The organism is Fuscovulum blasticum DSM 2131 (assembly GCF_003034965.1).
In the GTDB taxonomy this organism is placed as follows: domain Bacteria; phylum Pseudomonadota; class Alphaproteobacteria; order Rhodobacterales; family Rhodobacteraceae; genus Pseudogemmobacter; species Pseudogemmobacter blasticus.
The window spans coordinates 89917-115970 of sequence record NZ_PZKE01000010.1; the positions used below are offsets into that span (position 1 = coordinate 89917).

Consider the following 26054-nt stretch of genomic DNA (forward strand, 5'->3'; position numbering starts at 1 on the left):
CCGCCCCGCCCTCAGCGGGCGCTGCGGCGCCTGCGGCCCTCAACCAGCCAGGCAGCCACCGACAGGCCCGCCGCCAGCAGCAGCCAGACCCAGCCCGGCAGCACGGCGCTGACCCGCACGTCCGTGGTGACATAGGCCGCGCGCGGCGTGATGCCGACCCAGCCACGCCCGGCCGCCGGGCGCCCCTCGGCCACACTGCGGATGTCGGGCACACCCTCGGCCAGCCGCAGCACCCCGCCCCGGGTGGCCTGCACCACCGGCGCCAGCGCCTTGCCCGAGGCGATGGTGGCCACGAATTCGCGCGGCGCCGAAGGCCCCACCGCGATCACCCGCGTCAGATCCTCCTGCTCCAGCCGGTACAGGCCCAGGGCCGGCGCCTTCCAGTCAAGCTGATACTTGCCGGGCGCCTTCTGCATCATCTGCAACTCGACCTTGGCACCGTCCGGCCCCGTCACCGTCAGCGGTCCCGGCGCTTCTTCCCGGATGGTGCGGCGGGTGATGGTCAGCACATCGCCTTTCGCCGTGGCGGTCAGGGTCTCTTCCTCAAGCTCGGGCTCTTTCAGCATCCAGTGCGCCAGCCGCCGCAGCAGTTCCAGTTGCGGCCCGCCACCTTCATAGCCCCGGCCCCACAGCCACATCTGGTCGCTGGCCAGCACCGCCACGCGGCCCTGATCGACCCGGTCCAGCACCAGCAGAGGCAGGCCGTCCGGCCCCTCCATCACCGTCTGCCCCGACAGCTTTTCCACCTCGACCGCGCGGAACCAGCGACCCCAGCCGCCTTCGGGCGCGAACTTCTCCAGCCCTTCGGTCACCGGATGGCGCTGCCCCAGATCGGTGATCTTGGGGCGGAATCCTTTTTCCACCACCTGCGCCGTGGGCGCCACCGGCAGGATTTCCGCCAGCGGAGACCGATACAGACTGTCCACCGCCCCGTATTCCGGCCCCGCCGCCACCAGCACCGTGCCGCCGTTGCGGACATACTGAACCACGTTGTCGATATAGGACATCGGCAGGATGCCCCGCATCCGGTAGCGGTCGAAGATGATCAGGTCGAATTCGCTGATCTTCTCGACGAACAGCTCGCGCGTGGGAAAGGCGATCAGGCTCAGCTCGTCCACCGGCACGCCATCCTGTTTTTCCGGCGGCCGCAGGATGGTGAAATGCACCAGATCGACGCTGGCATCCGATTTCAGCAGGTTGCGCCAGACCCGTTCGCCGGCATGGGGCTCTCCGCTGACCAGCAGCACCCGCAGCCGGTCGCGCACGCCGTTGATCTGCGCCACCACCGCGTTGTTGCGGTCCGTCAATTCGCCCGCCACCGGGGCCACGCTGAATTGCAGCACGTTCAGCCCGCCATGCGGCAGGGTGACCGGCAGGTCCAGATCCACCCCCACCGGCACGGTATAGGTCTGCGGCGGCTCGGCATCGACCGCGATGGTCAGCTCGACCTCGGTCCCGGCCAGGGCGGGCACGGCGCCGCTGTCCTCGACCTGCAACTGCATCACGAATTCCTCGCCGATGATGGCGAAGGCAGGCGCGTTCTTCAGCACCACCCGGCGGTCCCAGTCGCTGTCCTGCCCGGTCAGCAACAGGTGGAACGGCGCCGGCATCTGCGGCGCAAGTTCCAGGTCATGCACCCGCCCGTCGCTGATCAGCAGCACGCCGGCCACCCGCGCCCGCGGTTCTTCCGCCAGCGCCTCTGACACTGCGGTCATGGCCAGCGTGCCCGCATCCTCGGCGCCGTCGCCGAACCGCACCACCCGCAGTTCGGTGTTGGGCAGGGCGGCCACCTCGGCCTCGATCCGCGCCACCGCGGCGCCGGTCTGCGCCGCCCGGTCGCCCAGGGTCTGGCTGGTGCTTTCATCCACCACCAGGATCACGATGTCCGACAGCGGCTGCCGCTCCTCGCGCTGCAAGGACGGGTTGGCCAGCGCCGTCACCAGCACCGCCGCCGCCAGCCCGCGCAAGACCCAGCCCCCCAGACCGCGCCACAGCGCCAGCGCCAGCAGCAGCAAGGCCAGCCCCGCCAGCGCCCAGATCGCCGCCCAGGGCAGCAGCGGGTCGAACACCACCTGCGCGATCATTGCCCCAGCCTTTCCAGCAGCGCCGGCACATGCACCTGATCGGATTTGTAGTTGCCGGTCAGCACATGCATGATCAGGTTGATCCCGAAGCGATAGGCCATTTCGCGCTGCCGTTCACCGGCAAAGCCCCGGCCCACCGGCACCAGCGCCGCGCCGGTCTCATCCGCCGCCCAGGCCGCCGCCCAGTCATTGCCGCCAATCACCACCGGCGTCACCCCGTCGTTCAGGTTGCGGAAGGGCATCCCCTCGGCTTCCTCAACGCCCGCAGGCGCGGCTTCCACCCAGATCGGGCCTTGCCCGAACCGGCCGGGAAATTCCTGCAACAGATAGAAGGTCCGCGTCAGCACATGGTCGGCCGGGGCGGTTTCCAGCGGCGGCACATCCAGCCCGGCCGCGATCCGCTGCAAGGCGGCCCCTTCCGGCGTGGCACTGCCAAACCCCGCCACATCGGCATCGCGCGTGTCGAACAGGATCATCCCCCCGGTGCGCAGATAGTCGTTCAGCCTGGCATAGGCCGCAGCCGATGGCGTGGGCATATCCGCCGTCACCGGCCAGTAAAGGAAGGGGAAAAAGGCCAGTTCGTCCTTTTCGATGTTCACCGCCATGGGCGTGCCCGGTTCGATCGAGGTGCGCTCCCACAGCCGGTCGCCCAGACCTTTCAGCCCCGCCTGCGCCAGATCATCAACCTGCGCGTCGCCGGTGATCACATGCGCCAGCACCACCGATGTCGTGGCCTCCAGCGCGAAATCGTCGCCCGGTTTCGGGCCTTCGGGCGCCGCGTCCTGCGCGCGGGCCTGCCCGCCCAGGGCCAGAGCCGCCACCGCCAGCACCGCCACGCCCCGGCGCAGCCCCGTCAGGCGCCCCGCCACCCAAAGCGCGGCCAGGATGTCCAGCAACAAAAGCCCCAGCCCCGCCGCCAGCAGCGGCCCTTTCAGGCTGCGCTGCGGCGTGACTGCCAGCCCCTCGACCACCGCCGCCGCCGGCCAGACCGCCGGCTTCAGCTCCGACTTCGCGTTCACCACGTTCAGCGCCACCCGCCGGTCCTGCCCGGCATACAGCCCCGGCGGCCGCGTCGGGCCCGGGCCGCTGACCATGGCCTGCGCCAAAGCCTCGCCCTCAACCCCTGCAACGCCCGCCGCCTCGGCCTCGGCGCCCCAGACATCCAGCACAACCTCGGGCACCCAGACCTGCCCGGTCAGATCGGCCGCCTCGGGCAGCGCCGGGCGGGCTGAAACCGCCAGCCGTTCCAGCATCTGCACGAACAGCCCCGACAAGGGCAGCGTTGACCATTCCGTATTCGCCGTCACATGCACCAGCACCACCTGCCCGTTGCCCAAGGCCTTGCGGGTCACCAGTGGCGTGCCATCCTCCAGCGCGGCAATGGTGCGTTCGGCAAGCTCGGGGTCGGGCTGGGCCAGCACCTGTTCCTTGACGTCAACGTCATCCGGCAGGGCCAGACCATAGAACGGGCTGCCTTCCGCAAAGGGCGCCAGTTGCTTCGGCTCGCCCCAGCTCATCGCGCCGCCCACCGTGCGGCCGCCTTCGCGCAGCCGCACCGGCATCAGCGCGTCTTCCTCGAACCGGCTCACATCGCTGGCCGCCATCCGTGGCCCGGCAAAGCGCAGCAACAGCCCGCCCCCCTCGACCCATTTCACCGTGGCCTCCTCTTCGGCCTGGGTCAGCTTGGCAACATCGGCCAGAATGATGACATCGGGCTTGGCGACCAGCACTTCCGACAGCGAGCCTTCAACCAGATCGGCCACCGGCACCAGCGCCTGCCGCAGGTAATGCGTGGGCGACAGCAGTTGCAGCCCCTCGCGCGCCGGACCGGCGCCGATGATGGCCACCTTGCGCCGTTTCAGACTGTCGTCGGTCAGGCTGACGGCGCCTGCGCTGCGCAGGCCCGCGACCTCGAACCGGGTGATGCGGTTGCGCAGCTCGGGCGGCAGGTCCATCGGTGCCTCGGCCCGGCCATAGCCCGGGGCAAAGACCAGCGGCACCCGCGCCAGCTCGCGGTCAATCCCGGCCGGGTCCGGCCCGCGCGCCGCCACCTCGATCTGCAGCGGCCCGGTCACCGGCAGGCGGCTTGCGGCCACCATCACCTTGCCCTCGGCAAAGGTCGGCGGATGCAGCGCCACCACCGGCCGCGCGCTTTCGATCACCGTCAGCCGCCCCTTGTCGGCCAGCGCCGCCGCCAGCGCCTCGCGCCCGTCATGCGCCAGCCCGTCGGCCAGCCAGACCGTGTCAAACCTGTCCGCCGGCAGCTTTTCCGCCCAGTCATCCAGCGCGGCCGGCGCCCAGGCCTGCGGCTGCATCGCCGCCACCCGGCCCGCCCAGACATCCGCCGTCTGGAAGGTCACGTCCTGCGGCGCGTCGGTCAGCCGGACCACCGCCACCGGCCGCCCGTCCTGCCCCGCCTCGGCCACCAGTTGCGCCGCCCGTTCCACCCGGCGCGGCCAGTCGCGCGCCTCGGCCCAGCCGCCATCCAGCACCACCAGCAGCGGCCCCTGCCCGGCCTGTTTCGGCTCGGGGTTCAGCACCGGCCCGGCAAAGCCCGCAATCGCCGCCGCCACCGCCGCCATCCGCAGCAGCAACAGCCACCACGGCGTCTTGTCGGTCTCGGAATCCTCATCCGTCAGGCCCAGCAACAGCGCCACGCCCGGAAACCGCCGCCGGATCGGCGCCGGCGGCACCGCCCGCAACAGCAGCCACAGGATCGGCAGGGCCACCAGCCCCCACAGCAACCACGGTGTCAGAAACCCGATGGGGCCCAGCGTGAACATCTACCGCCCACCTTCCAGTGCCCGGAACAGCCACAGCAGCGCGCCTTGCGCCGGGGCGCCGGTGTGGTGGGTGCTGAAATGCCATCCCACCGCCCGCGCCAGCCCGGCCAGCCGGTCCTTGCGTTCGGCCAGCCGCGCCAGATAGCGCGTGCGCAAGTCGCCCGCCTTGCGGGTTTCGTGCTGCAAGCTGCCCCCCATCGATTCAAAGATCGTCCGGCCGTCAAACGGAAACTCTTCCTCGGCCGGGTCCAGCACCTGCACCAACACGCCCTTCACACCCCGATCCGAGGCGCGCCCCAACGCGGCCTCGACCGCCTCCAGCGACCCAAGGAAATCGGACAGGAACACCGCCCGGCCATGGCCGACCATGCCATCCGCCATGGGCGCGCCATAATCGGCGCCCTCCCCCATATCCGCCAGTTGTGCCGCCAGCCGCACGATCTGCGGACGCCCGCTGCGGGGCGGCGTCTGGCCCGAAAGCCCGACCCGCTCGCCCCCCTTCAGCAGCAGCACGGCCAGCGCCAGCGCCAGCAGCCGCGCCCGGTCGGCCTTGGGCGGCCGGGCCTTGTCGCCGGTGAAGCCCATGCTTTTCGACGGGTCCACCCACAGCGTCACCGATTGCGCCGCCTGCCATTCGCGTTCGCGCACGAAATGCGCATCCGACCGGGCCGATCGCCGCCAGTCGATCATCCGCGCCCCGTCGCCGCCATGCGCCGGGCGGTATTGCCAGAATTCGTCGCCCAGGCCTGCGCGCCGCCGGCCATGCTCGCCCAGCATCACCGTCGCCGCCAGCATCTCTGCCTCGGCCAGAAGCGGGGGCAGCGTCTGCCCCAGCGCCTCGGCGCGCGCTCGCAGGTCTGTGGTCACGCCGCGGCCTCAAGCCCCAGCGTGCGGCCCGACACCCGCGCGATGATGCCAGCCAGGGTTTCGCCCCGCGCCCGCGCCGCGAAGGACAGCGCCATCCGGTGTTCCAGCGTGGCCAGCGCCAGCGCCGCCACATCCTCGGTCGAGGGCGCCAGCCGCCCCTGCAACAGCGCCCGCGCCCGCACCGTCAGCATCAGCGCCTGCGCCGCCCGCGGCCCCGGGCCCCAGCTCAGGCTGCCTTCCAGATCGCGCCCCTCGGGCTCGCCGGGGCGGCAGGCGCGCACCAGATCCAGGATCGCCTCAACCACCTTGTCGCCCACCGGCATCCGCCGCACCACGGCCTGCGCCGCCAGCAGTTCCCCGGCGGTAAAGACCTGCGTGCTGTCCGCCTCGTCCACGCCGGTGGTGGCAATCAGGATGTCACGCTCGACCGCGCGGGTGGGATAGTCCACGTCCACCTGCACCAGGAACCGGTCAAGCTGTGCCTCGGGCAGCGGATAGGTGCCTTCCTGCTCGATGGGGTTCTGCGTCGCCAGCACATGAAACGGCTTGCCCAGCGGCCTGTGCTGCCCGGCAATCGTCACTTCCTTTTCCTGCATCGCCTGCAACAGCGCCGATTGCGTCCGCGGGCTGGCGCGGTTGATCTCGTCCGCCATCAGCAACTGGCAGAACACCGGCCCTTCCAGAAAGCGGAACGCCCGGCTGCCATCCGCCGCGGTTTCCAGCACTTCCGACCCCAGAATGTCGGCGGGCATCAGGTCGGGCGTGAACTGCACCCGGTTCGCCTTCAGCCCCATCACGGTGCCCAGCGTATCGACCAGCCGCGTCTTGCCCAGGCCCGGCAGGCCCACCAGCAGCGCATGACCGCCGCACAACATGCTGGCCAGAACCAGATCAACCACCTTCTCCTGCCCGATGAAGCGCCGGTTGATGCTGGCCTTCGCCTGCATGAGCTTGTCGCCAAGGCTTTCGATCTCAGCCACAAGCGTGTCGGTTCCGGCCATGGAAAGGCTCCCCTGATCCCTGTATCCTGGACATTAGACCGAAATCCCGCTGCGACCGCAAATCCCGAAAGGGGACTTGACACAAATGATCGTGAAACCTTCCGCCGATGGACTTGTCGCCTCCGTGAAGGCCGCCGGCGCCAAGGGGCCGCCGCCGGTGCATCTGTGGAACCCGCCCTTCTGCGGCGATCTTGACATCCGCATCGCCCGCGACGGCACCTGGTACTATCTGGGCACCCCCATCGGCCGCGCGCCGCTGGTCAAGCTGTTCTCGTCCATCCTGAAACGCGAAGGCGACCGTTACTTCCTGGTCACCCCGGTCGAAAAGGTGGGCATCACCGTTGACGATGCCCCGCTGCTGGCGGTGGATTTCACCGCCACAGGTCAGGGCCGCGACCAGAGCCTGACCTTCGTGACGAAAACCGAAGATGAAGTCACCGCAGGCCCCGACCGCCCCATCCGTGTCAGCCGCGCCGCTGACGGCGAACCCTCGCCCTATGTGCTGGTCCGCGCCGATCTCTGGGCGCTGATCGACCGGAAATCCTTTTACCGCCTGATCGAATTAGGTTGCCACGAACCGCATGAGGGCGCTAGCTGGTTTGGCCTCTGGTCACAGGGCGCGTTCTTTCCGGTGATCCCGTCCTCCGAACTGCCCTGAACACAGGCCTGAATGCCCCGTTTCGCCGCAAACCTCACGCTTCTCTTCAACGAAGTGCCCATGCTTGACCGGCCAGACTGGGCCGCGAAATCGGGGTTCGACGGGGTTGAGGTGCTGTTCCCCTACGATTCCCCGGTGGCCGAATGGGAACGCGCGCTGAACGGCCTGCCGCTGGTGCTGATCAACACGCCGCCCGGCGACTGGATCTCGGGCGACCGCGGCTTTGCCGCCCGCCCGGAAGATGAAGGCAAGTTCCGCGACGGGTTCCTGCGCGCCGCCGATTACGCCACCCGGCTGGGGGCCGGCCGCGTGCATGTGATGGCCGGCGTCGCCAAGGGCCCGCAGGCCGAGGCGATCTATGTCGAGAATCTGGCCTGGGCCGCCGCGCAGGCCCCCGACCTGACGCTGACGATCGAACCGCTGAACCCCGATGACATGCCGGGCTATTTCCTGAACGACTACGATCAGGCGGCCCGCATCCTGGACGATCTGGCCAATCCGCGCATCGGCCTGCAATTCGACCTGTGGCACGCCGCCCGGCTGCACGGCGATGCCGCCGCCGTCTGGGCCGCGCACCGGCACCGCGTCGCGCATGTGCAGATCGCGGGTTTTCCCGGCCGCAACGAACCCGGCGGCGGCGGCTTCTCGCTGCCCCAGCTTTGCGATGAGGTGGACGCCCTGCCCGACCTCTGGATCGCCGCCGAATATGTGCCTGCCAAGGGCACGGCCCAGGGTCTGTTCTGGCTGACCGCCCTCAAGTCACGCAGCGCCCTGATCGGGGCTTAGCCCGCGCCGCCCCCGGCCCGTGCCGCGAACGCCTCTTTCGCTGCGAACAACCCGTTCAGCGCCGCCGGAAAGCCCGCATAGACCGCCATCTGCATCAGGATCTCGGTAATCTCGTCCTCGCTCAGGCCCACGTTCAGCCCGGCCGCGACATGCACCTTCAGTTGCGGCTGCGCCGTGCCCAGCGCGGCCAGCGCCGCAATCGTGGCGATCTCGCGGTCCCGCAGCGAAAGGCCGGGGCGGGAATAGATGTCACCGAAGGGGAACTCGAACAGATAGGTGGCGAAATCCGGTGCGATCCCGGCCAGAGACTCGATCACCTTCTGCCCCGCTTCGCCGTCAATCGCCGCCAACGCCCGCTGTCCGCGCTGCAACCGGGTTTCGCCCGGATCGTGATCCGCCGTCATGGTGCTGTCCCTTTCCCGGCCGTGTCAGCCGTCCTGTAGCTTTCGATCTTGGCGTCCAGAACCGACAGGCAGGCCTGCAACTCTTCCACCTGTGCGCGCACCGTTTCCCGATGCGCCTCCAGCAGGGCGCGGCGTTCCGGGCCGGTCCCGTCCCCCTGCCGGCGCAGCCCGGCATAGCGCTGCATCTCGCGCAGGGGCATCCCGGTGGTCTTCAGCCGCCGCAGGAACCCGATCCAGGTCAGGATCGCAGCGTCATAATCGCGCCGCCCGCCGCCGTCGCGTTCCGCGCGCGGCAACAGCCCGATGCGTTCGTAATAGCGCAGGGTATGGACACTCAGCCCCGCCCGCCGCGCCAGGTCTCCGATCTTCATTCCGCACGCCTTTCGCAAAGGATGCCGCGAAGCTACGGGTTTGAGTGCGCTCCAGGTCAAGCCCCGTTTCGCGGCCGGAAAATCCGGCCGATTCGCGCGCAATGGGCAAGACGGAAGGAAGACGCGGGGAAGACGGAAGAAAGACAGCGTTTTTTCTGCCATTTCAGGGCCTTGCCGCCGGAATGGCCGGCGCCCCCTTGTCGCGGTCTTCCGCATCCGTAATATGTCTTTCATCGCATCCGAAGGACCGCCGCCCATGCCCGCACCCGCCCCCGAGACCAAGGTCGTCACCAGTTGGAAAGTGGCCTGCGACGGCGGCGAAGGCGCGCTTGGCCATCCCCGCGTCTGGCTTGTGATCCCCGAAGATCGCGGCTGGGTCGAATGTGGCTACTGCGACCGCCGGTTCGAGATCGACCGCGAACACGCCCATTCCGATCACTAGGGGCGGCTCTGCCGCAACGGCCAGCCTCAACTCAGGGGTATGCTGTAGTCGCCGCACTGCATGACGGCCTCGGCCGCAGGATTTCCATCGCGGAAGAACTCCAGCACATGCTCGCCTGACCAGCCCTCGACGATCTCGCCGGTATTGGCCATGCCGCGGCCACTTACCGTGCCAGTCGCCGGGTCCTGCGAAAAGTACAGCACCGAAACCCGGTTGCCATCGTCGCAGAACACATCCGCCCGACCACCGCCAAAGCCGGAGAGTGTTGTCCATTTGCCTTCGCAGACCACACCGTCATTTGCGACTGCGTGCAGGTTACCCTGATCCCAGCCATAGGCCTGTCCGTCCAGCCACCGCCCCTGCTCTCCCCAGCAAGCTATGAACCGCACACAGCTTGACGTGTCTCCCGGCACCAGATCACAAGGTGGCTCTTCCGTCCGGGCCGGCCCGGCAGCCAGCGCGGACAGGAAGACAAGCGGTGGAACGATGCTGCGGAACATGGCACAACCTACGTCAGACAAGGGAAGACAGTAACATGACGGGCACCTTCGGCAAGGGTCACCACCTGCACCTCATCGACGGTTCGGCCTATATCTTCCGGGCCTACCACGCGCTGCCGCCGCTGACCCGGCAATCCGACGGGTTGCCCGTGGGGGCTGTGGCCGGGTTCTCGTCCATCCTCTGGGGCGAGATCACCCGCGACAAGGGCGCCGGGGCGGCCACGCATATCGCGGTGATCTTCGACCATTCCTCGAAAACCTTCCGCAACCGCCTTTATGCCCCCTACAAGGCCAACCGCCCCGAACCGCCCGAAGACCTGCGCCCGCAATTCCCGCTGACCCGCGAAGCGACGCGCGCCTTCAACGTGGCCTGCATCGAGGTGCCGGATTATGAGGCCGACGACATCATCGCCACCCTCGCCCGGCAGGCGGTCGAGGCGGGGGGAAGCTGCACCATCGTCTCGTCCGACAAGGATCTGATGCAGCTTGTCCGCCCCGGGGTGGACATGCACGACCCGATGAAGAACCGCCCCATCGGCCCGGATGAGGTGATGGAGAAATTCGGCGTCACCCCTGACAAGGTGGTGGATGTTCAGGCACTTGCCGGCGACAGCACCGACAACGTGCCCGGCGCGCCCGGCATCGGCCTGAAAACGGCGGCGCTGCTGATCAACGAATTCGGCAGTCTGGAAGACCTGCTGTCCCGCGCGTCCGAGATCAAGCAGCCCAAGCGGCGCGAGGCGCTGGAACAGAACGCCGATCTGATCCGCATCTCGAAGCAACTGGTATCGCTGGATGCCAACGCCCCGGTTCCGGTCACGCTGGACGCGCTTGAGGTCACGACGCCTGACCCCGAAAAGCTGATGGCCTTCCTGACCGAGATGGAGTTCCGCAGCCTGGCCCGCCGCGTCTCGGAACGGCTGAAGATCGCCGCCCCGGTGATCGAGGCCCGCAGCGACGACAGCCCGCAAACCGCCGAGGAAACGCGCCTTCCCTTCGATCATGCCGCCTATGAGGCCATCCGCGACCGCGCGGCGCTGGACCGCTGGATCGCCCGCATCCGCGACGTGGGCCATGTCGCCGTGGATACCGAAACCACCTCGCTGGACGAGATGCAGGCCGAACTGGTGGGCATCTCGCTTTCGGTCGATGCCGGTCAGGCCGCCTATGTTCCGCTTGGCCACAAGCAGGGCGGCGGTGATCTGTTCGGGTCGACCGAACTGGTCGCGGGCCAGCTTGGGCTGGATGAAACGCTCAAGGCGCTGAAACCGCTTCTGGAAGATCCGGCCATCCTGAAGATCGGCCAGAACATGAAGTATGACTGGAAGATCTTTGCCCGCCACGGCATCCGCATCACGCCCTTCGACGACACGATGCTGATGAGCTATGCCCTCTCGGCGGGGCTGAACAACCACGGCATGGACGAGCTGTCCGAACGCCACCTTGGCCACCAGCCGATCCCGATCAAGTCTCTGCTGGGAAGCGGCAAGTCACAGCTTACCTTTGACCGGGTCGGCATCGAGGATGCAGTGAAATACGCCGCCGAAGATGCCGATGTGACGCTGCGCCTGTGGCAGAAGTTCAAGCCGCAACTGCACCGCGCCCGCGTGACCACCGTTTACGAAACGCTGGAACGCCCGTTGGTAACCGTGCTGGCCAATATGGAAATGGCCGGTGTTCTGGTGGACCGTGACACGCTGTCCCGCATGTCGAACGCCTTTGCCCAGAAGCTGGCCCAGTATGAGGACGAGATTCAGGACATCGCCGGCGAAAAATTCAATGTCGGCTCGCCCAAGCAACTGGGCGAGGTGCTGTTTGACCGCATGGGGGTGCCCGGCGGCGAAAAGGGCAAGACGGGCGCCTATGCCACCGGGGCGGACGTGCTGGAAGACATCACCACGCTGGAAGACAGCCATCCGAAGGGCGCGCGTCTGGCGGCCAAGGTGCTGGACTGGCGGCAGATTTCCAAGCTGAAGTCGACCTATACCGATGCGCTGCAACTGGCGATCAACCCGGAAACGGGGCGGGTTCATACTTCTTATTCCATCGCGGGGGCGAACACCGGGCGGCTGGCGTCCACCGACCCGAACCTGCAGAACATCCCCGTCCGCACCGAAGAAGGCCGCCGCATCCGCGAGGCGTTCGTGGCGCCGAAGGGCAAGGTTCTGGTCAGCCTTGACTACAGCCAGATCGAATTGCGCATTCTGGCCCATATGGCCGACATCCCGGCGCTGCAACAGGCGTTCAGGGACGGGCTGGACATTCACGCCATGACCGCGAGCGAAATGTTCAACGTGCCGCTTGACCAGATGACACCGGAAATCCGCCGTCGGGCCAAGGCCATCAATTTCGGCGTGATCTATGGCATCTCCGGCTTTGGTCTGGCCCGCAACCTGCGCATCCCGCGCGCCGAGGCGCAGGGTTTCATCGACCGCTACTTCGAGCGGTTCCCCGGCATCCGCGAATACATGGATGCCACCGTGAAATTCGCCAAGGACAACGGCTTTGTGCAAACCCTGTTCGGCCGCAAGATCCACACGCCCGAGATCAACGCCAAGGGCCCCGGCGCCGGCTTTGCCAAGCGTGCCGCCATCAATGCGCCGATTCAGGGCACGGCCGCCGATGTGATCCGCCGCGCCATGATCCGTATGCCTGCCGCCATTGAAGGGTTGCCGGCCAGGATGCTGTTGCAGGTGCATGACGAACTGCTGTTCGAGGTCGAGGAAAGTGCCACCGAGGCGCTGATCAAGGCCGCCCGCGACACGATGGAACAGGCAAATCACCCGGTCGTGCCGCTGAAGGTGCCGCTGGTGGTTGATGCCGGTCAGGGCCGCAACTGGGCCGAAGCGCACTGACATGGCCCGGCCCGCCGAAACGGCGCCTGTCGTCACCGTCCGGTCACGGCAGGACTTGCGCGACTGGCTGGCCCAGCATCATGCCGAACCCGGCCCGGTCTGGCTGGTCGCCTATCGCCCGCACCATGCCGATTATCTGGCGCCCGAGGCCAGCACCGAGGAACTGCTGTGCTGGGGCTGGATAAACAGCCTTCCCCGCGCGCTGGATGCAGACCGTTCTATGATCCTGATCGCGCCCCGGCGGCCAGACTCGGCCTGGTCTGCGGTGAACAAGCGGCTGGTCGAACAGGCCCGCGCTTCGGGCGCAATGACAGAGGCCGGCGAAGCGTCGATTGCCGCCTCGCAGGCGAACGGCGCCTGGTCGTTTCTGGACGATGTGGAGCGGCTGGAACGCCCTGCCGATCTGGATCTTGCCCTTGGGCCGCTGGTGGCCGGCTGGGACGCCTTTCCCCGGTCGGTCAAGCGCGCGGCGCTGGAATGGGTCAAGACTGCCCGCACCGCCGGGACACGCGCCAAGCGGATCGAGGACATCCGGGCCAGTCTGGCCCAAGGGCTGCGCCCCACCCCGTTCCGGCGTTAGGTCAGGCCCGGTCAACCCGGCACTGGAAGCAGTTGTTCCGCGCCGAGCGGACGTGGACATAGGCGATGGCCGGATCGGCCAGCAATTCCTGTGCCCTAGCGGCGATTGCGTCGCGCGGGATGACGGCGCCGGTGCCATAGACGATGCGATCATCGGTGCCATAGCCGCGGACGATGTAATCCGGCGCGGACAGGATCTCTGGCAACTCGGCCCCGCCCCCTGCCGCACAGGCATCGGCGCACAGGAAGATTGGCCCGATTTCGGCATAGGGCTGTGGCGCGGGAAACGGCCGGTGGGCAAGGATAAGATACGCACGCCCGGCAGGCACCTGTTGCAGACAATGCCGGCAGGGCACACCCATGCCATCAGACAGGTGCCGCTCGGGCGTCTGGCCGTTGGCATCGGGCCCGCCGGCCTGATAGGCGCGGACAACCTCGGTCGGGATCGGGGAAAAACGGATCATTGCGGCACCTCTCGCGTCTGGTGCCCCCCGGATGCCAGCCGCCTGCCGTTCAGGCGACCCGGAACTTGCGCAAAGCGGTCAGGCAGGCCCGACCAGCCGCCCCAAGACCCGGCCCCCCAGGATATGCAGGTGGTAATGCGGCACTTCCTGCATACCCGACATCCCGGCATTGGTGATGGCGCGATAACCTGCCTCACCCGCCAGCCCCAGATCGGCGATGACACTGGCCACGGTCCGGTGGAAATCGACAATCTCTTCGACGCTGGCTTCGGCCGCGAAGTGATCGAAGTTCACATAAGGCCCCTTGGGAATGGCCAGAACATGCACCGGCGCATGAGGGTTGATGTCATGGAACACCAGCGTATGCGCCGTTTCCGCGACGGTCTTGTTCGGGATCTCACCGCGCAGGATGCGGGCAAAGATGTTCTGGGGATCGTAGGTATAGGCCATGGCTCAATCCACAAACAGGTATTCGGTGGCGGCGATCTCGCGCGCCTTCTCGGCCGGAATATCAAGAAAGGCGGCCAGTGACACGGCATTTTCGTCGGCGTCGGCAGACTGGCGGATCACCTGGAAGCCCGAGAAATCCATCTCGCGCAGCCGCTCGCTTTCAAAGCGCACATCATAGCGGATCGTCGGCAACAGCCGGTTCAGCGTATCTTGCGGCGTGGCCCCCCCGGCCAGCCCCACCCGGCGGGCATGGCCGATCAGGTAATCATCGGTGAAATCACACTCGATCTCAAGCAGCCGAACCTTGGCCTTGTCGTTGTAGAAATCGCGGATCATCTCGACCGAGGCCGGGTCAATACAGAAAATCAGCCGGTCGGTCTTGTAGTAGTCGAACAACATCCGCACCAGCGCCCGGCGGTGGCGGGCACGCTTTTCTAGGGTGGACTGGATGCCGCCCAGATCCGGCAGCGCGGTCGAGGCTTCGTCGAACAGATAGTCGATGGCAGGGGTTCCCGTGACGGCCCGGATGCGAGACACCAGACGCTTGGCAACATGCCATTTCTTGCAGGTCACCATCATCAGCGTGCGGTTGCGGCCCACCGAGGATTCGGATTCCCAGAACCGGGGCGCAAAGCGCCGGCCGATCCGTCCGCGCCCGGTCAGGAAGGTGAACAGCCGCCGCCCTTCGCCGGAAATGCGGAACTCGTGCCCCTCGGCGGAATACAGCGCCCCAAGCCGTGCCTTCAGCTCATGCGCGTCGGGGCTGATCTTGCGGGCGAACAGGTAATCCTGGCTGAGCAGCAGGTCATAGTGATCGTTGTAGAAGGTCTGCGGCATCCCATAGTCGGTGAAGACAAGGAAGGTCAGCGTCCGCGACCGGATTTCGGTTTCGGGCACCAGATGGCGCACCAGGGTCTGGAAGAAGGTTTCATCGGGAATCCAGGTTGTGCGGAAGAACCGCATCACATCGGGACGCTTGCGGATGAACTTCAGCAATCGTTCGATGGTCTGGCGGCGCAGGCACCACCACTGGCTGCCGATCTGGATCGCCAGGTCGGACGGCACCTTGCGGGCAAGCCCAAGGGACTTCTGCCACTCCATCGAGCGGTAGAACCATGTCTTCTGCGTCCGTTCGTTGAACCAGTGGCGGTAGATCAGCCGCTCTTCCTTGATGCCGGTCTTGATCCAGTCCGACGCGAAGAAATCAAAACTTTCGATGTAGTCGACATCGGCCTTCTGCAGGAAGTCATGCGCATATTCGCCTGACTTGATCGGCATACAGTCGCCAGAAAGCATGTAGAAATGGGTGGCACGCGGGAAGGCATCGACGGCCGCATAAAGGGCCTGAAGCGTGGCGTCGACCAGGCTCCATTCGCCCCAGCCACACTTCACCCGCCGCTTGGCGAAGGTGACCGAAGGGTTGTCGGCCAGGGCGGTGCGAATCCGGTCGTAATCTTCCCGTTTGGCGCGGCCATCGAAGTGAATCGACACAAAATCGCCAACCGCCGTCAGGCGCTCGGCCTGGGTGACAATGCCATCAGGGTCTTTGTGGCACAGCAGGATGTAGGCAATCTTTACCATGGCGCGGGGCAATCAGGTCCATTTCACTTCAGGAACACGCATTAATTGCTTGAAGCTTCCTTGAAAAGGCAATCCATCTTTGATCTGTTCCGGCACAAGTTGCGAAGCGGGACGATCCGCTGAGTTGAGAGCAGGAGTAGCGATCATGGGTTTCCCCGGCACCTGGATGACGGAAAGCGAGAGCGTGGTCTACCGCGTGGTGCCGAAATGCGCCTGTTCGACCATTGGTCAGATCATGTTCTATTCGGACCATGGCCGCTTTTTCGACGGCGACATCCATGATGCAACCGACGGTATGCACAAATGGGCGATCGAGGCGAGCCAGCCGGTGATCGAACGCAATGTGAAGACGCACGGATCTTATGCCTTCACCTGCGTGCGCAACCCCTATACCCGCATCCTGTCATCGTTCTTCGACAAGATCTGTGGCATTCAGCGCAACGGCAAACGCTATCGCGGCAACCTGGTGCCGCTGCTGATCCAGAAATACGGGATCGAGGTGGGTGGCCCCGACGGCAAGCAGGAGTTCGACCAGATCAAGTCGTTCCGCCGCTTCCTGCTGTTCGCGCGCGACACCATCCGCTGGAAAAAGCCGATGGAACCCGACATCCACTGGTCGGCCATGTCGGGCCATATCTCGACCTTCATCGTGAACGGCGGCCGCTACAACAACATCTTCTTCACCGAGAAGTTCGACGAAGGGATGCAAAGCGTGCTGGATGACATCAAGGTCAAGCACAAGGTCGACCTCAAGACGATTCCGCGCTTCAACGAAAGCGAAGGGCACGGCCCCAAGCGTGCCCATCCGGTTGAGGACTACTTCGACGATCTGTCGATGCATCTCGTCTGGGAAATCTACAAGCGGGACTTCCAGCTTTTCCGCTATGACTTCGAGAACCCCGGGAACAAGATGCCGAAGGGGCCGGTCGATCTGGACGAAGTTCACGCCAAACTGGGCAAGTAACGGCCCCGTGCCGGCGCCTTAGACCGGGTCGCCGCCGGCGGCCCGGAACCATTCCACGATTCGGGCCCGCTCTTCCGGCTCCATGAAGCTGCGGTTGCCGGGCGGCATCGCATGGGTCAGGCCGGCCTGCATCACGATCCGGGCAGCCTGATGGGCGATCTCGGATTCGGTTTCCAGCACCACCCCCTTGGGTGGCCAGTGCAGCCCGTCCCACGACGGTTCGGCCGCGTGGCACATGCTGCAGCGCCCCTGCACAATACCCACCACCTCGGCAAAGCCCGGCGCGGCGGCATAGCGCAGCGCGTCGCCCCGCAACTGCGCCTCGGGTTCCGGCATTGTGCGCATCGGCGCGGTGGACAGCCAGGCGATGGCCAGGAACAGCAGCGCCGTCACCGCCCAGGTCCAGTGCGGGTTGCCCTTGCGGGCATGGCGGGTGTTGAACCAGTGCCGGATGGTGACCCCCATCAGGAACACCAGACTGGCGATCGCCCAGTTCCATTCGGTCGCAAACACCAGAGGATAATGGTTCGACAGCATCAGGAAGATGACCGGCAGCGTCAGGTAATTATTGTGCATCGACCGCTGCTTGGCGATCTTGCCATATTTCGGATCGGGCTTCCGCCCTGCCTTCAGGTCGGCCACCACGATGCGTTGGTTCGGCATGATGATGAAGAACACATTGCCCGACATGATCGAGGCGGTGAACGCCCCCAGATGCAACAGCGCCGCCCGGCCCGAGAACACCTGGGTATAAAACCAGCTCATCCCCACCAGCACGACAAACAGCGCCAGCATCACAAGGGTCTGGTTGGCATTGACGAAGATCTTGCAGATGGCGTTGTAGACGATCCATCCAAAGGCCAGAGACGCCATCGAGATGGCCACCGCCTGCCAGACCGACAGGTCCATCACCGTGGGGTCGATCAGGTAAAGCTCTGCCCCCAGGTAGTAGACCAGCACCAGCATGGCAAAACCCGACAGCCAGGTGGCGTAGCTTTCCCATTTGAACCAGATCAGATGGTCCGGCATCGCCTCGGGCGCCACAAGGTATTTCTGGATGTGGTAGAAGCCACCGCCATGAACCTGCCATTCCTCGCCATCGGCACCACTGGCAAGGTTGCGGTCGCGGTGCAGACCCAGGTCCAGCGCGATGAAATAGAAGGACGATCCGATCCAGGCGATGGCGGTGATCACATGCAGCCAGCGCGCCGCGATCATCACCCAGTCCCAGAGCACCACCCAGTCATACATCTTGTCCGGCTCCCTGTCTTTTTCGCCACGCTATACCGACGGGGCTTTTCCTGATAACCCTGTCAATCGCCTGATGACTTTCAATCCTGCAAAGACAATCGCGCCTGATGAGCTATGTGAACAACATCCGCATGTTCGTTCGTGTCTACGAATTGGGCAATATGAGCGCCGCCGCGCGCGACCAGCGCACGTCGCCGGCGGTTGCCTCGGCGCGGATTTCCGATCTTGAGCGGCATCTGGGTGTGCGCCTGTTCAACCGCACCACCCGCAGCCTGCAACCCACCGAGAATGGCCGCATCTTCTATGACGGCGCCCGCCGCATCCTGGAGGCGATTGATGACGCCGAAGCGGCGGTGATGGACGTGACGCAGAACCCGCGCGGCACGCTATTCGTGGCGGCCCCGCTGGGGATCGGGCGGCGGCTGATCGCGCCGCAGGTGCCGGTGTTCAAGGATCTTTACCCGCAGATCGACGTGCGGCTGCGCCTGTCGGACCGCAGCATCGACGTGGTGGCGGAAGGCATCGACGTGGCCTTTCATCTGGGCCTGCTGGATGACAGCACGCTGAAGGTGCGGCTGGTGGCGGAATGTCCGCGCGTGCTGTGCGCCGCGCCGGGCTATATTGCCCGCCGGGGCCTGCCGGCCGATGGGGCGGCGCTGGTCTCTGACCGGCATGATTGCCTGAACCTGCGCTTTCCCGGTGCCAAGGAATTCCAGTGGACGCTGCAAACCCCCGAAGGTCCGCGCCGGTTCGAGATCGGCGGACCCTTCGAATCGGATGACGGCGACGTGCTGACCGGCTGGGCGCTGGATGGCCGGGGCGTGGTGCTGAAGCCGGTTTTCGAAGTGGCCGAATACCTGCGCGACGGCCGGCTTGTGCCCGTGGCCACGGCAACCCCGCCGGTGCCAACCCAACTGTCCTCGCTCAGCCCGCATCGGCGGCTGAAAGACCCCAAGGTCCGCCTGTTCACCGATTTCATCACCCTGCACATCCGCGAAGCGATGCGCCGCGCCACAGACGGGGCATGAGAAAGGCGCGGTCCCTTCGGTCCGCGCCTCCTGTCACCTTGTATCGGGTCAGCGTGACCCCGGATTACTGAATCCGCTGGCCGTTCACGAAGATCTGGAAGCCTTCCTTGGCTTCGATCTTCGAGGTCAGACTGTCGGGCTCGCTGCCCGGCGTCATGAAGGCGCCCATCATCATCCGAACGCCCATTGCGTCTTCTTCCTTCACAAGGCCGGTCTTGATCAGACCGTCGATCAGCGCATTCGCGCCGGTCACGCTGACATCGGCGGTACCCAGGGGCATGGGGGCGCCCATCGAATTGTCGAAGGTGAAGGCGCCGGTCGCGTTGGCAGCAGCCCCGGCCACCTTGAGCGCGATTTCGGTGATGTTCAGCGTTTCAGGCGCCGGAACCGGCGGCTGGCTGCCGGTTTCATCAGCCGCGATGATGGCCGGCCAGTCGATCTTGGTCTTGCCGTTCACATCAATCACCAGATCGAACGGTTCACGCTTCAGCGCGCCCCCCGCATCGACCAGGCCCCAAAGCTCATCGTTCAGGGTCAGTTGGCCCAGCTTCAGCGTTACCCCGTAATCAGCCGCCGCATCGACCGCCTTCATCGGCGACAGCAGGTTCATCACCATGCTTTCGACCGAAACCTTGATCGGTGCCGGCACGGAAGGCGAGGTGATGTCAACCACCAGACCGCCGCCTTGCGACTGGACCGACACCACCGACTTGTCGATCGAGAAAGCGCCCTCGCCACCGGCCGAGGCGATGGTGCCCTGATAGGGGAACATCTGGTCTTCCTGGCTGATGGTGCCGGTGGTCGCGCCCTGCTTGGTTGTGAACGAAGCCGCCATCCCCTCTTCCAGCGCCTTGCCGAACCCGGCGGGGCTGTTGATCTCGGCCAGAGGCAGGGTCGACGGCAAGGCCAGCTTGAACGACATGGCAACATCGTCGGTCGTGCTGGTGCCGGCGTTCTTCATCTGCATGTTCGGATCGTCGGTCTTGACCTCATAGGCCAGTTTCGACGCCGCAATATCCATGCTGAAAGTGCGGTTCGTGCCGGGCGCATCGGTGTAGGTGCCCTTCAGGTCATCGAAGTTCACCACGACATCGTTGGTGACCTTCTTCGCCGGCTCTTCCGTAAAGCTGATGCCATCGGTGACAGAGGCCACGATCGCCGAGAGCTTGTCGGCGCTGTAGTCATAGACCAGCGCCCCGGCATCGCCTTCGCGCGCTTTCAGTTCCAGCCCCTCATGGGTGATCGCCAGACGGCCCGCCTCGCCGCCATCGGCGCCGATGGTGGCGCCCGGGCGGATGGTGACGGACCCGTCGGATTCCTCGGTCAGGGTGATGTCGGAAACCTTCAGGCCATCGGTCTTGCCGGGCGGGGCAATTGTGACACCGTTCAGGGTCAGCACACCCCCCGAATTCGCCTCGGTTGCCGAGGTGATTTCAAGCCCGGCCAGCTTGGCCGCGTCCTTCCAGGACTGCCACACCTGATCCGCGGTCAACGCGGCATGGGCCGTGCCGCCCATCAGGAAAACGAGGGCGGAAGAGGCTGCCAATGCCTTGTAGTGGAACATGTGTTACGTCTCCTCGGGAAAGTCGTCAGGTTTTTCGGCGCACACCAAAGCGGTTTTGCGCCGCGCCCGCAAGCAGGGTATTCATCACCTTATCCGGCGCAAGAGGTGAGAACCGGACAGGGTGAATGACCGTGCCGCCAACCGCAGACCGCGCCGCCTGTCCGCCGCGCCCGTTTGAACGACTGGTCGAACGGGGCGGGCTGGCCTTTGACCTGCTGGCTGGCAGCACGGGGGCGTTCTCGGGGGCGCTGGTGATCGCCTTTGCCTCGATCGGCCATGATCCGGCCCGCGCACCATCTCCTGAACTCGTTGGCACGGCCACGGCGGGCGGGCGATCAGCCCTGTTCGTGACCGACGCCCGCCGAAGTTGGGGCCAGACCGCCGATTTTGCGGAAGGGGTGCAACGGGCAGTGGCGCTGGTGCGCCAAAGGCAGGAGATTCGCCAGATCCTGACACTGGGCAGTTCGATGGGGGGCCACATGGCGCTGCGCGCAGCCAGTTTCCTGCCGGTCGATGTGGCGATGGCCTTCGGCCCGCAGTCCATGCTGGACCCGGCCAGCCCCCGCTGGCAGCCTTGGGCCGCCCACGCCGCGCCGATCAGCCCGCCACCACCCACCGCCGGGTGGACCCTGCTGTTCCACGGGATGCAGGATGATCTGGATCAGGCGCTTGGCTTCCCGCCTGCGCCGGGGGTTGACCATGTGCTGTTCGCTGACCAGTCGCATTCCGGGCTGATGCCGCATCTCAAGGCCCGCGGCGCACTGGCCGGCCTGGTTGAGGCTGCGCTGGCCGGCGACCGGCGTCGCCTCTTGCGCATCGCCGCATCGGCCGGCGGGCGGCTGCGGCACAGGATGGCCGATCAACTGCCGCGATAGGTGGAATAGGCAAAGGGAGAGATCAGCAGCGGCACATGATAGTGCTGCGCCGCATCCGGCACACCGAACCGGATCGGAATCTGGTCCAGGAACAGAACGCCGTCAGCCGGGGCCTGCCCGCTGGCGCGAAGATAATCGCCGGCAAAGAACACCAGTTCATAACTGCCTTCGGTGAAACTCTCGCCCGTCAGCATCGGTGCATCGGTGCGGCCATCGGCATTGGTGACCGTCTCGGCGATCTTGCGGTGCGAATTGCCGCTGACCCGGTAAAGCGCGATCTTCACCCCCGCCGCCGGTTTGCCCCGCGCGGTATCCAGCACATGTGTCGTCAACCGCCCGCTGCCCATTCGCCGCCTCCTGTCTGCCGGTCACAGCTTGCCCGGTTCTGCAATGGTTTGCCACGCCCTCCTGCGCCAGAATGACCTTCTGGCAATTCCTGAAAGACTGCGGTCAACTCTGCCCCTAGGGTGTGGGCCGAACCGGAGGTGCCGATGAACCGCTATCCGCGCGATTTCCGTGGCCATGGGCCCAACCCGCCCGATGCCCGCTGGCCCGGCGGCGCAAAAATCGCCGTCAGCCTTGTGCTGAATTACGAAGAAGGTGGCGAAAACAACCTTCTGCATGGCGATGCCCAGTCCGAGGCCTTTCTGTCCGACATTGCCGGCGCCGCGCCCTGGCCGGGGATGCGGCACTGGAACATGGAATCGATCTACGATTATGGCGCGAGGGCCGGATTCTGGCGGCTGCACCGGCTGTTCACCGAACGCGGCCTGCCCGTCACGATCTATGGCGTGACCAGCGCGCTGGCCCGCAACCCCGAACAGGTGGCCGCCATGAAAGAGGCCGGCTGGGAAATCGCCAGCCACGGCCTGAAATGGGTGGATCACCGCGACATGACGGAACAGGAAGAGGCGCGGCAGATCGCCGAGAGCTTCCGCCTGCATGAAGAGGTGGTGGGTGCCCCGCCGCAGGGCTGGTACACCGGCCGGTGCAGCATGAACACGGTGCGCCTGACGGCGGAAACCCGGCGACTGGCCTGGATTTCCGACACCTATGACGACGACCTGCCGTATTGGCTGGACTGTGGCGACCATGACCAGTTGGTCATTCCCTACACGCTGGAAGCCAACGACATGCGCTTTGCCACCGCGCCCGGCTACATCACCGGCGAGCAGTTCTTCCAGTATCTGAAGGACAGCTTCGACACGCTTTATGCCGAAGGCGTGGAGGGCCGCGCCAAGATGTTCTCGATCGGGCTGCACAACCGGCTGATCGGCCGCCCGGGCAAGATTGCGGGGCTGAAGCGGTTTCTCGACTATGCACAATCGCACACCGGCGTCTGGTTTCCCCGCCGCATCGACATTGCCGAGCACTGGCGAAAAGCCCATCCGCCCAAACGGTTCGACCGCCCAAGCAGGATGCCCCGCGAAACCTTCGTCGCGCGCTTCGGGTCGATTTTCGAACATTCGCCCTGGATCGCTGACCGGGCCTGGGCGCTGGAACTGGGACCGGCGCATGACTGCGCCACCGGGCTGCACAACGCGCTGGCGCGCATCTTCCGCTCGGCCAGCCCCGAAGAACGGCTGGGCGTTCTGAAAGCCCACCCCGATCTGGCGGGCAAGCTGGCCCAGGCGAAACGGCTGACCGCCGAAAGCACGGCGGAACAAGCCAGCGCCGCGCTTGACGCCCTGACCGACGAGGAACGGGCCACCTTCCAGCGCCTCAATGCCGAGTATGTGGCCCGCCACGGGTTTCCCTTCATCATCGCCGTACGCGACAACACCAAGGACAGCATCCTGCGCGCCTTCCAGACCCGCATCGCCAACGACACCGCAACCGAGCTTGCCACCGCCTGCGCCCAGGTCGAACGCATCGCCCAGCTTCGCCTCAAGGACATTCTCCCATGACCTCGTCCAGCTACTTCTCGCCCGCCGGCGGCCTGCCGCCGCAAACCGCGCTGATGACGCAACGCGCCGTCTTCACCACAGCCTATGCCTTTATCCCGCGCGGCTGCTTTTCCGACATCGTGACCAGCTTCTTGCCTGGCTGGACGCGCACCCGGCTGTGGCTGATTGCCCGGCCGATGTCGGGGTTTTCGGAAACCTTCAGCCAGTATGTGATGGAAGTGGCCCCCGGCGGCGGATCAGACATGCCTGACCGCGAGACCGGCGCCGAACACTGGCTGTTCTTCACCGGGGGCCTTGCCACGCTGACCATCGACGGCACCGGCTATGAGATGGAGGCGGGGTCTTACGCCTATCTTCCCCCCGGCGCGCGCTGGACGCTGCTGGCCGAAGGCAAGGAACCGGCCCGCTTCCACTGGATCCGCAAGATCTATGAAACCGTGCCCGGCCTTGCCGCGCCCGAGGCCTTTGTCATCAACGAAACCGATGTGCCCGTCCGCTGGATGCCCGATACGGGCGACCGCTGGGGCACCACCCGCTTTGTCGACCCCGAAGACCTGCGCCACGATGCGCATGTGAACATCGTCACCTTCCAGCCGGGTGGCGTGATCCCGTTCGAGGAAACCCATGTCATGGAGCACGGGCTGTTCGTGCTTGAGGGGAAAGCGGTCTACAAGCTGAACCAGGACTGGGTTGAAGTCGAGGCGGGCGATTTCATGTGGCTGCGCGCCTACTGCCCGCAGGCCTGTTATGCCGCCGGGCCGGGGCGGTTCCGCTACCTGCTGTACAAGGACGTGAACCGCCACGCCAAACTGCGCGGACCGGGCGCCTTTGGCCCGCTGAAATGACACCTGGACAGACCAAAGACAGAGAGATCGTCACGGAACCGCTGACCGCCGAAGCCTTCGCCCCCTTTGGCGAGGTGCTTGAGGCGACCGGCGAGTTCCGCCTGATCAATGCCGGCCTCTGCCGCCGCCACCATGACCGCGCGCGGCTGGATTTCGGCCCCGAAGGCCGCGCCGGGATTTCGGTGTTTCAGGCCGAACCACGGGCGCTGCCCTACAGCTTTGACCTGATCGAACGCCACCCCGAGGGATCGCAGGCCTTCCTGCCGATGACAGCGGACCCGTTCCTTGTCATCGTCTCGGCCAGCCCCTCAGTCCCCCCGCGCGCCTTTCTGACCAACGGATCGCAGGGCATCAACCTTGCCCGTGGCACCTGGCATGGTGTGCTGACACCGCTGGCCGCGCCCGGTCTGTTCGCCGTGGTGGACCGGATCGGCACCACCCCGAACCTGGAAGAGCATCGCTTTCCAAGCCCCTGGATTGTTCTGCCGGGCTGACACCTACCCGCTGCCGCCAGCCTGTTTTCAGGGCCGCGACGGCCACAGGGACGATATGTCACAGCAACCGCAAGGCGCGTGCCGTGATGCCAACCGTGGCAGGGCAGCGCCCGCCAAATCCCCGCCCCCCTTGGATTTTCGGCGCCCGGCCGGACAAAACGCCGCATCGAAAAACATGCGGATGAAACCCTAATTTACAGAAATCATTGAGAATTTAGCTTGGCACTTGCCAAACCGCACGGCAAACCGAAGGCGTGTGCCGGCCCCAGCCGGACTCGCCCATGCGGAGAAAGCCAGGACGCCCATGCGTCACGCCAGCATCGCCATTCTGTTCGGGGCTGCGTCCCCGCCGGCGCTGACGCACGTTTCCGCCCCCCGTCTGGCGACAAGACGTTCCGGCCCCCAGGCCGGGACAAGGAACAAAGCGCCGGGCCATCGTCCGGCCCCCAGGCAGCAAGAAGGAGACTGAGGATGAACACTTCGATGAAGGTCGGGCTGGCCGCCCTGTTCAGCGCCACGGCGCTGGCCTCGGTCGCGTCGGCGCAAACCGCCCCGGCTGCGGCCGAAGGCTGGACCTGCACGCAATACACCTGGACCGGCATCCCCGAAGCCACCGCCCCGGACGCCACGGCAGAAGCGGCAGCCCCCGCCGAAGCCGCCGCTCCGGCGGAAGAGGCCGCGGCCCCGGCAGAGGAAGCCACCCCGACCGAGCCGGCCGCAACCGAAGCCGCCGCACCAGCAGAAGAAGCCGCAGCCGCACCGGCCACGGAAGAGCCTGCACCGGCGGCCGAAGCAGCGGCCGAGGCCCCCGCCGCGGCTGAACAGGCAGCGCCTGCGGAAGAGGCGACGGCCCCTGCAACCCCGGAAGCCACTGGCTGGACCTGCACCCAGTATCGCCTGCTGGGCGCTGAAGATGCGCCTGTCGCCGGCGAATGGACCCCACCGGCGAACTGATCGCCTGCTCTTCTGATCCGGGGGCGGCCTGCCAAGGCACGCGCCCCCGGAGTGCAACCCACTTACACCGGCGTGGAAAACATGGACAACAAACAAGCCGTGGCCGTCGTCGCCATCATCGTGATCATCGCGGGGGCCATCTATGTGACCAAGGGCGCCAAGGACATGGGGATCGGCTGGAAGCCGACCACCCCCGACGGTCAGCCCGTGGTCAGCAGCGGGTGGACGACAGTTCCCGCAGAGCCCGCCAAGACACCAACCTGCATTCAATATGATCTGCAGGCTGGAGCCTGGACCTGCACCGCGATCGGCATCGCGCCCTGAGCCCCTGTGACGGGCAGATGAGA

At 66.0% G+C, this 26054-nt stretch carries 27 protein-coding genes; 13 read left to right on the top strand and 14 right to left on the bottom strand.

Features of this window, described 5'->3' with window-relative positions; all coding sequences use genetic code 11:
- Positions 1-11: 11 nt before the first annotated feature.
- From C5F44_RS11695 to C5F44_RS11710, 4 genes are read right to left on the bottom strand one after another with little or no spacing between them, the layout of a single operon-like run.
- Complete coding sequence (locus tag C5F44_RS11695) at positions 12-2084, bottom strand: hypothetical protein (RefSeq protein ID WP_107673716.1); 2073 nt, start codon at positions 2082-2084, stop codon at positions 12-14.
- Positions 2081-4867 (bottom strand): DUF4159 domain-containing protein, encoded by a 2787-nt coding sequence (locus tag C5F44_RS11700; protein ID WP_107673717.1) that lies wholly within the window; start codon positions 4865-4867, stop codon positions 2081-2083. Before C5F44_RS11700 ends, C5F44_RS11695 begins: the two co-directional genes overlap by 4 nt.
- Entirely contained in the window at positions 4868-5734 is an 867-nt protein-coding gene (locus C5F44_RS11705; RefSeq protein ID WP_235822618.1) for a DUF58 domain-containing protein, read from the bottom strand.
- Positions 5731-6735: an AAA family ATPase gene (locus C5F44_RS11710; RefSeq protein WP_107673718.1), complete on the bottom strand. Its 1005-nt coding sequence runs from the start codon at positions 6733-6735 to the stop codon at positions 5731-5733. The genes C5F44_RS11705 and C5F44_RS11710 overlap by 4 nt, the downstream gene beginning before the upstream one ends.
- A gap of 85 nt (positions 6736-6820) precedes the next feature.
- Between C5F44_RS11710 and C5F44_RS11715 the strand changes: the two genes are divergently transcribed.
- On the top strand, positions 6821-7393 hold the full coding sequence (locus tag C5F44_RS11715) for a DUF1285 domain-containing protein (RefSeq protein WP_107673719.1): 573 nt from the start codon (positions 6821-6823) through the stop codon (positions 7391-7393).
- Positions 7394-7405: 12 nt separating this feature from the next.
- Positions 7406-8179 (top strand): hydroxypyruvate isomerase family protein, encoded by a 774-nt coding sequence (locus C5F44_RS11720; RefSeq protein WP_107673720.1) that lies wholly within the window; start codon positions 7406-7408, stop codon positions 8177-8179.
- On the opposite strand, the gene C5F44_RS11725 is transcribed toward C5F44_RS11720, so the two are convergent.
- Together C5F44_RS11725 and C5F44_RS11730 are read right to left on the bottom strand one after the other, a co-directional pair.
- The gene (locus tag C5F44_RS11725) at positions 8176-8583 is read right to left on the bottom strand and encodes a carboxymuconolactone decarboxylase family protein (protein ID WP_107673721.1); all 408 of its coding nucleotides are present in this window, start codon (positions 8581-8583) and stop codon (positions 8176-8178) included. The genes C5F44_RS11720 and C5F44_RS11725 overlap by 4 nt on opposite strands.
- Positions 8580-8954, bottom strand: coding sequence for a MerR family transcriptional regulator (locus C5F44_RS11730; RefSeq protein WP_107673722.1), 375 nt, complete (start codon positions 8952-8954; stop codon positions 8580-8582). Before C5F44_RS11730 ends, C5F44_RS11725 begins: the two co-directional genes overlap by 4 nt.
- 256 nt (positions 8955-9210) lie before the next feature.
- Between C5F44_RS11730 and C5F44_RS11735 the strand changes: the two genes are divergently transcribed.
- The gene (locus tag C5F44_RS11735) at positions 9211-9396 is read left to right on the top strand and encodes a zinc-finger domain-containing protein (protein ID WP_107673723.1); all 186 of its coding nucleotides are present in this window, start codon (positions 9211-9213) and stop codon (positions 9394-9396) included.
- A gap of 26 nt (positions 9397-9422) precedes the next feature.
- Here the strand turns inward: C5F44_RS11735 and C5F44_RS17845 are convergent, their stop codons facing one another.
- Positions 9423-9917 (bottom strand): hypothetical protein, encoded by a 495-nt coding sequence (locus tag C5F44_RS17845; protein WP_146161940.1) that lies wholly within the window; start codon positions 9915-9917, stop codon positions 9423-9425.
- 14 nt (positions 9918-9931) lie between these two features.
- Here C5F44_RS17845 and polA point away from each other — a divergent pair, with 14 nt between their 5' ends.
- Complete coding sequence (polA, locus tag C5F44_RS11745) at positions 9932-12751, top strand: DNA polymerase I (protein ID WP_107673725.1); 2820 nt, start codon at positions 9932-9934, stop codon at positions 12749-12751.
- 1 nt (position 12752) lies between these two features.
- The gene (locus C5F44_RS11750) at positions 12753-13331 is read left to right on the top strand and encodes a YdeI/OmpD-associated family protein (protein ID WP_181318256.1); all 579 of its coding nucleotides are present in this window, start codon (positions 12753-12755) and stop codon (positions 13329-13331) included.
- Between the two features lies 1 nt (position 13332).
- Here C5F44_RS11750 and C5F44_RS11755 read toward each other — a convergent pair whose 3' ends face one another.
- The 4 genes from C5F44_RS11755 to C5F44_RS18265 form a co-directional block, all read right to left on the bottom strand.
- The gene (locus tag C5F44_RS11755) at positions 13333-13794 is read right to left on the bottom strand and encodes a DUF1203 domain-containing protein (protein ID WP_107673727.1); all 462 of its coding nucleotides are present in this window, start codon (positions 13792-13794) and stop codon (positions 13333-13335) included.
- 78 nt (positions 13795-13872) lie between these two features.
- Positions 13873-14244, bottom strand: coding sequence for an HIT domain-containing protein (locus C5F44_RS11760; RefSeq protein WP_107673728.1), 372 nt, complete (start codon positions 14242-14244; stop codon positions 13873-13875).
- A 3-nt stretch (positions 14245-14247) separates the two neighbouring features.
- On the bottom strand, positions 14248-15825 hold the full coding sequence (locus tag C5F44_RS11765; RefSeq protein ID WP_107673729.1) for a DUF5928 domain-containing protein: 1578 nt from the start codon (positions 15823-15825) through the stop codon (positions 14248-14250).
- Between the two features lie 12 nt (positions 15826-15837).
- Positions 15838-15972 carry a hypothetical protein gene (locus C5F44_RS18265; protein WP_268876923.1) on the bottom strand — a complete coding sequence of 45 codons (135 nt, stop codon included), beginning with the start codon at positions 15970-15972 and terminating at the stop codon, positions 15838-15840.
- Here C5F44_RS18265 and C5F44_RS11770 point away from each other — a divergent pair.
- A complete protein-coding gene (locus C5F44_RS11770) occupies positions 15971-16789 on the top strand; it encodes a sulfotransferase family protein (protein ID WP_107673730.1) in 819 nt (272 codons plus the stop codon). The genes C5F44_RS18265 and C5F44_RS11770 overlap by 2 nt on opposite strands.
- An 18-nt stretch (positions 16790-16807) precedes the next feature.
- Here C5F44_RS11770 and C5F44_RS11775 read toward each other — a convergent pair whose 3' ends face one another.
- Entirely contained in the window at positions 16808-18040 is a 1233-nt protein-coding gene (locus tag C5F44_RS11775; RefSeq protein ID WP_107673731.1) for a urate hydroxylase PuuD, read from the bottom strand.
- 107 nt (positions 18041-18147) lie between these two features.
- Here C5F44_RS11775 and C5F44_RS11780 point away from each other — a divergent pair, with 107 nt between their 5' ends.
- Entirely contained in the window at positions 18148-19068 is a 921-nt protein-coding gene (locus tag C5F44_RS11780) for a LysR family transcriptional regulator (RefSeq protein WP_107673732.1), read from the top strand.
- Between the two features lie 64 nt (positions 19069-19132).
- Here the strand turns inward: C5F44_RS11780 and C5F44_RS11785 are convergent, their stop codons facing one another.
- Complete coding sequence (locus C5F44_RS11785; RefSeq protein WP_107673733.1) at positions 19133-20632, bottom strand: DUF2125 domain-containing protein; 1500 nt, start codon at positions 20630-20632, stop codon at positions 19133-19135.
- Between the two features lie 125 nt (positions 20633-20757).
- Here C5F44_RS11785 and C5F44_RS11790 point away from each other — a divergent pair, with 125 nt between their 5' ends.
- Complete coding sequence (locus C5F44_RS11790) at positions 20758-21507, top strand: alpha/beta fold hydrolase (RefSeq protein ID WP_107673734.1); 750 nt, start codon at positions 20758-20760, stop codon at positions 21505-21507.
- Here C5F44_RS11790 and uraH read toward each other — a convergent pair.
- A complete protein-coding gene (gene uraH, locus C5F44_RS11795; protein ID WP_107673735.1) occupies positions 21492-21854 on the bottom strand; it encodes a hydroxyisourate hydrolase in 363 nt (120 codons plus the stop codon). The genes C5F44_RS11790 and uraH overlap by 16 nt on opposite strands.
- Before the next feature lie 144 nt (positions 21855-21998).
- On the opposite strand from uraH, the gene puuE reads away from it, so the two are divergent.
- The 5 genes from puuE to C5F44_RS11820 all read left to right on the top strand — a co-directional run bounded on the left by puuE (position 21999) and on the right by C5F44_RS11820 (position 26031).
- The gene (puuE, locus tag C5F44_RS11800) at positions 21999-23414 is read left to right on the top strand and encodes an allantoinase PuuE (protein WP_107673767.1); all 1416 of its coding nucleotides are present in this window, start codon (positions 21999-22001) and stop codon (positions 23412-23414) included.
- A complete protein-coding gene (locus tag C5F44_RS11805; protein WP_107673736.1) occupies positions 23411-24259 on the top strand; it encodes a bifunctional allantoicase/(S)-ureidoglycine aminohydrolase in 849 nt (282 codons plus the stop codon). Before puuE ends, C5F44_RS11805 begins: the two co-directional genes overlap by 4 nt.
- The gene (locus C5F44_RS11810; protein WP_107673737.1) at positions 24256-24753 is read left to right on the top strand and encodes an ureidoglycolate lyase; all 498 of its coding nucleotides are present in this window, start codon (positions 24256-24258) and stop codon (positions 24751-24753) included. Before C5F44_RS11805 ends, C5F44_RS11810 begins: the two co-directional genes overlap by 4 nt.
- Positions 24754-25224: 471 nt before the next feature.
- Positions 25225-25707, top strand: coding sequence for a hypothetical protein (locus C5F44_RS11815; protein ID WP_107673738.1), 483 nt, complete (start codon positions 25225-25227; stop codon positions 25705-25707).
- A 51-nt stretch (positions 25708-25758) separates the two neighbouring features.
- A complete protein-coding gene (locus C5F44_RS11820; RefSeq protein ID WP_146161941.1) occupies positions 25759-26031 on the top strand; it encodes a hypothetical protein in 273 nt (90 codons plus the stop codon).
- Positions 26032-26054 lie beyond the last annotated feature (23 nt).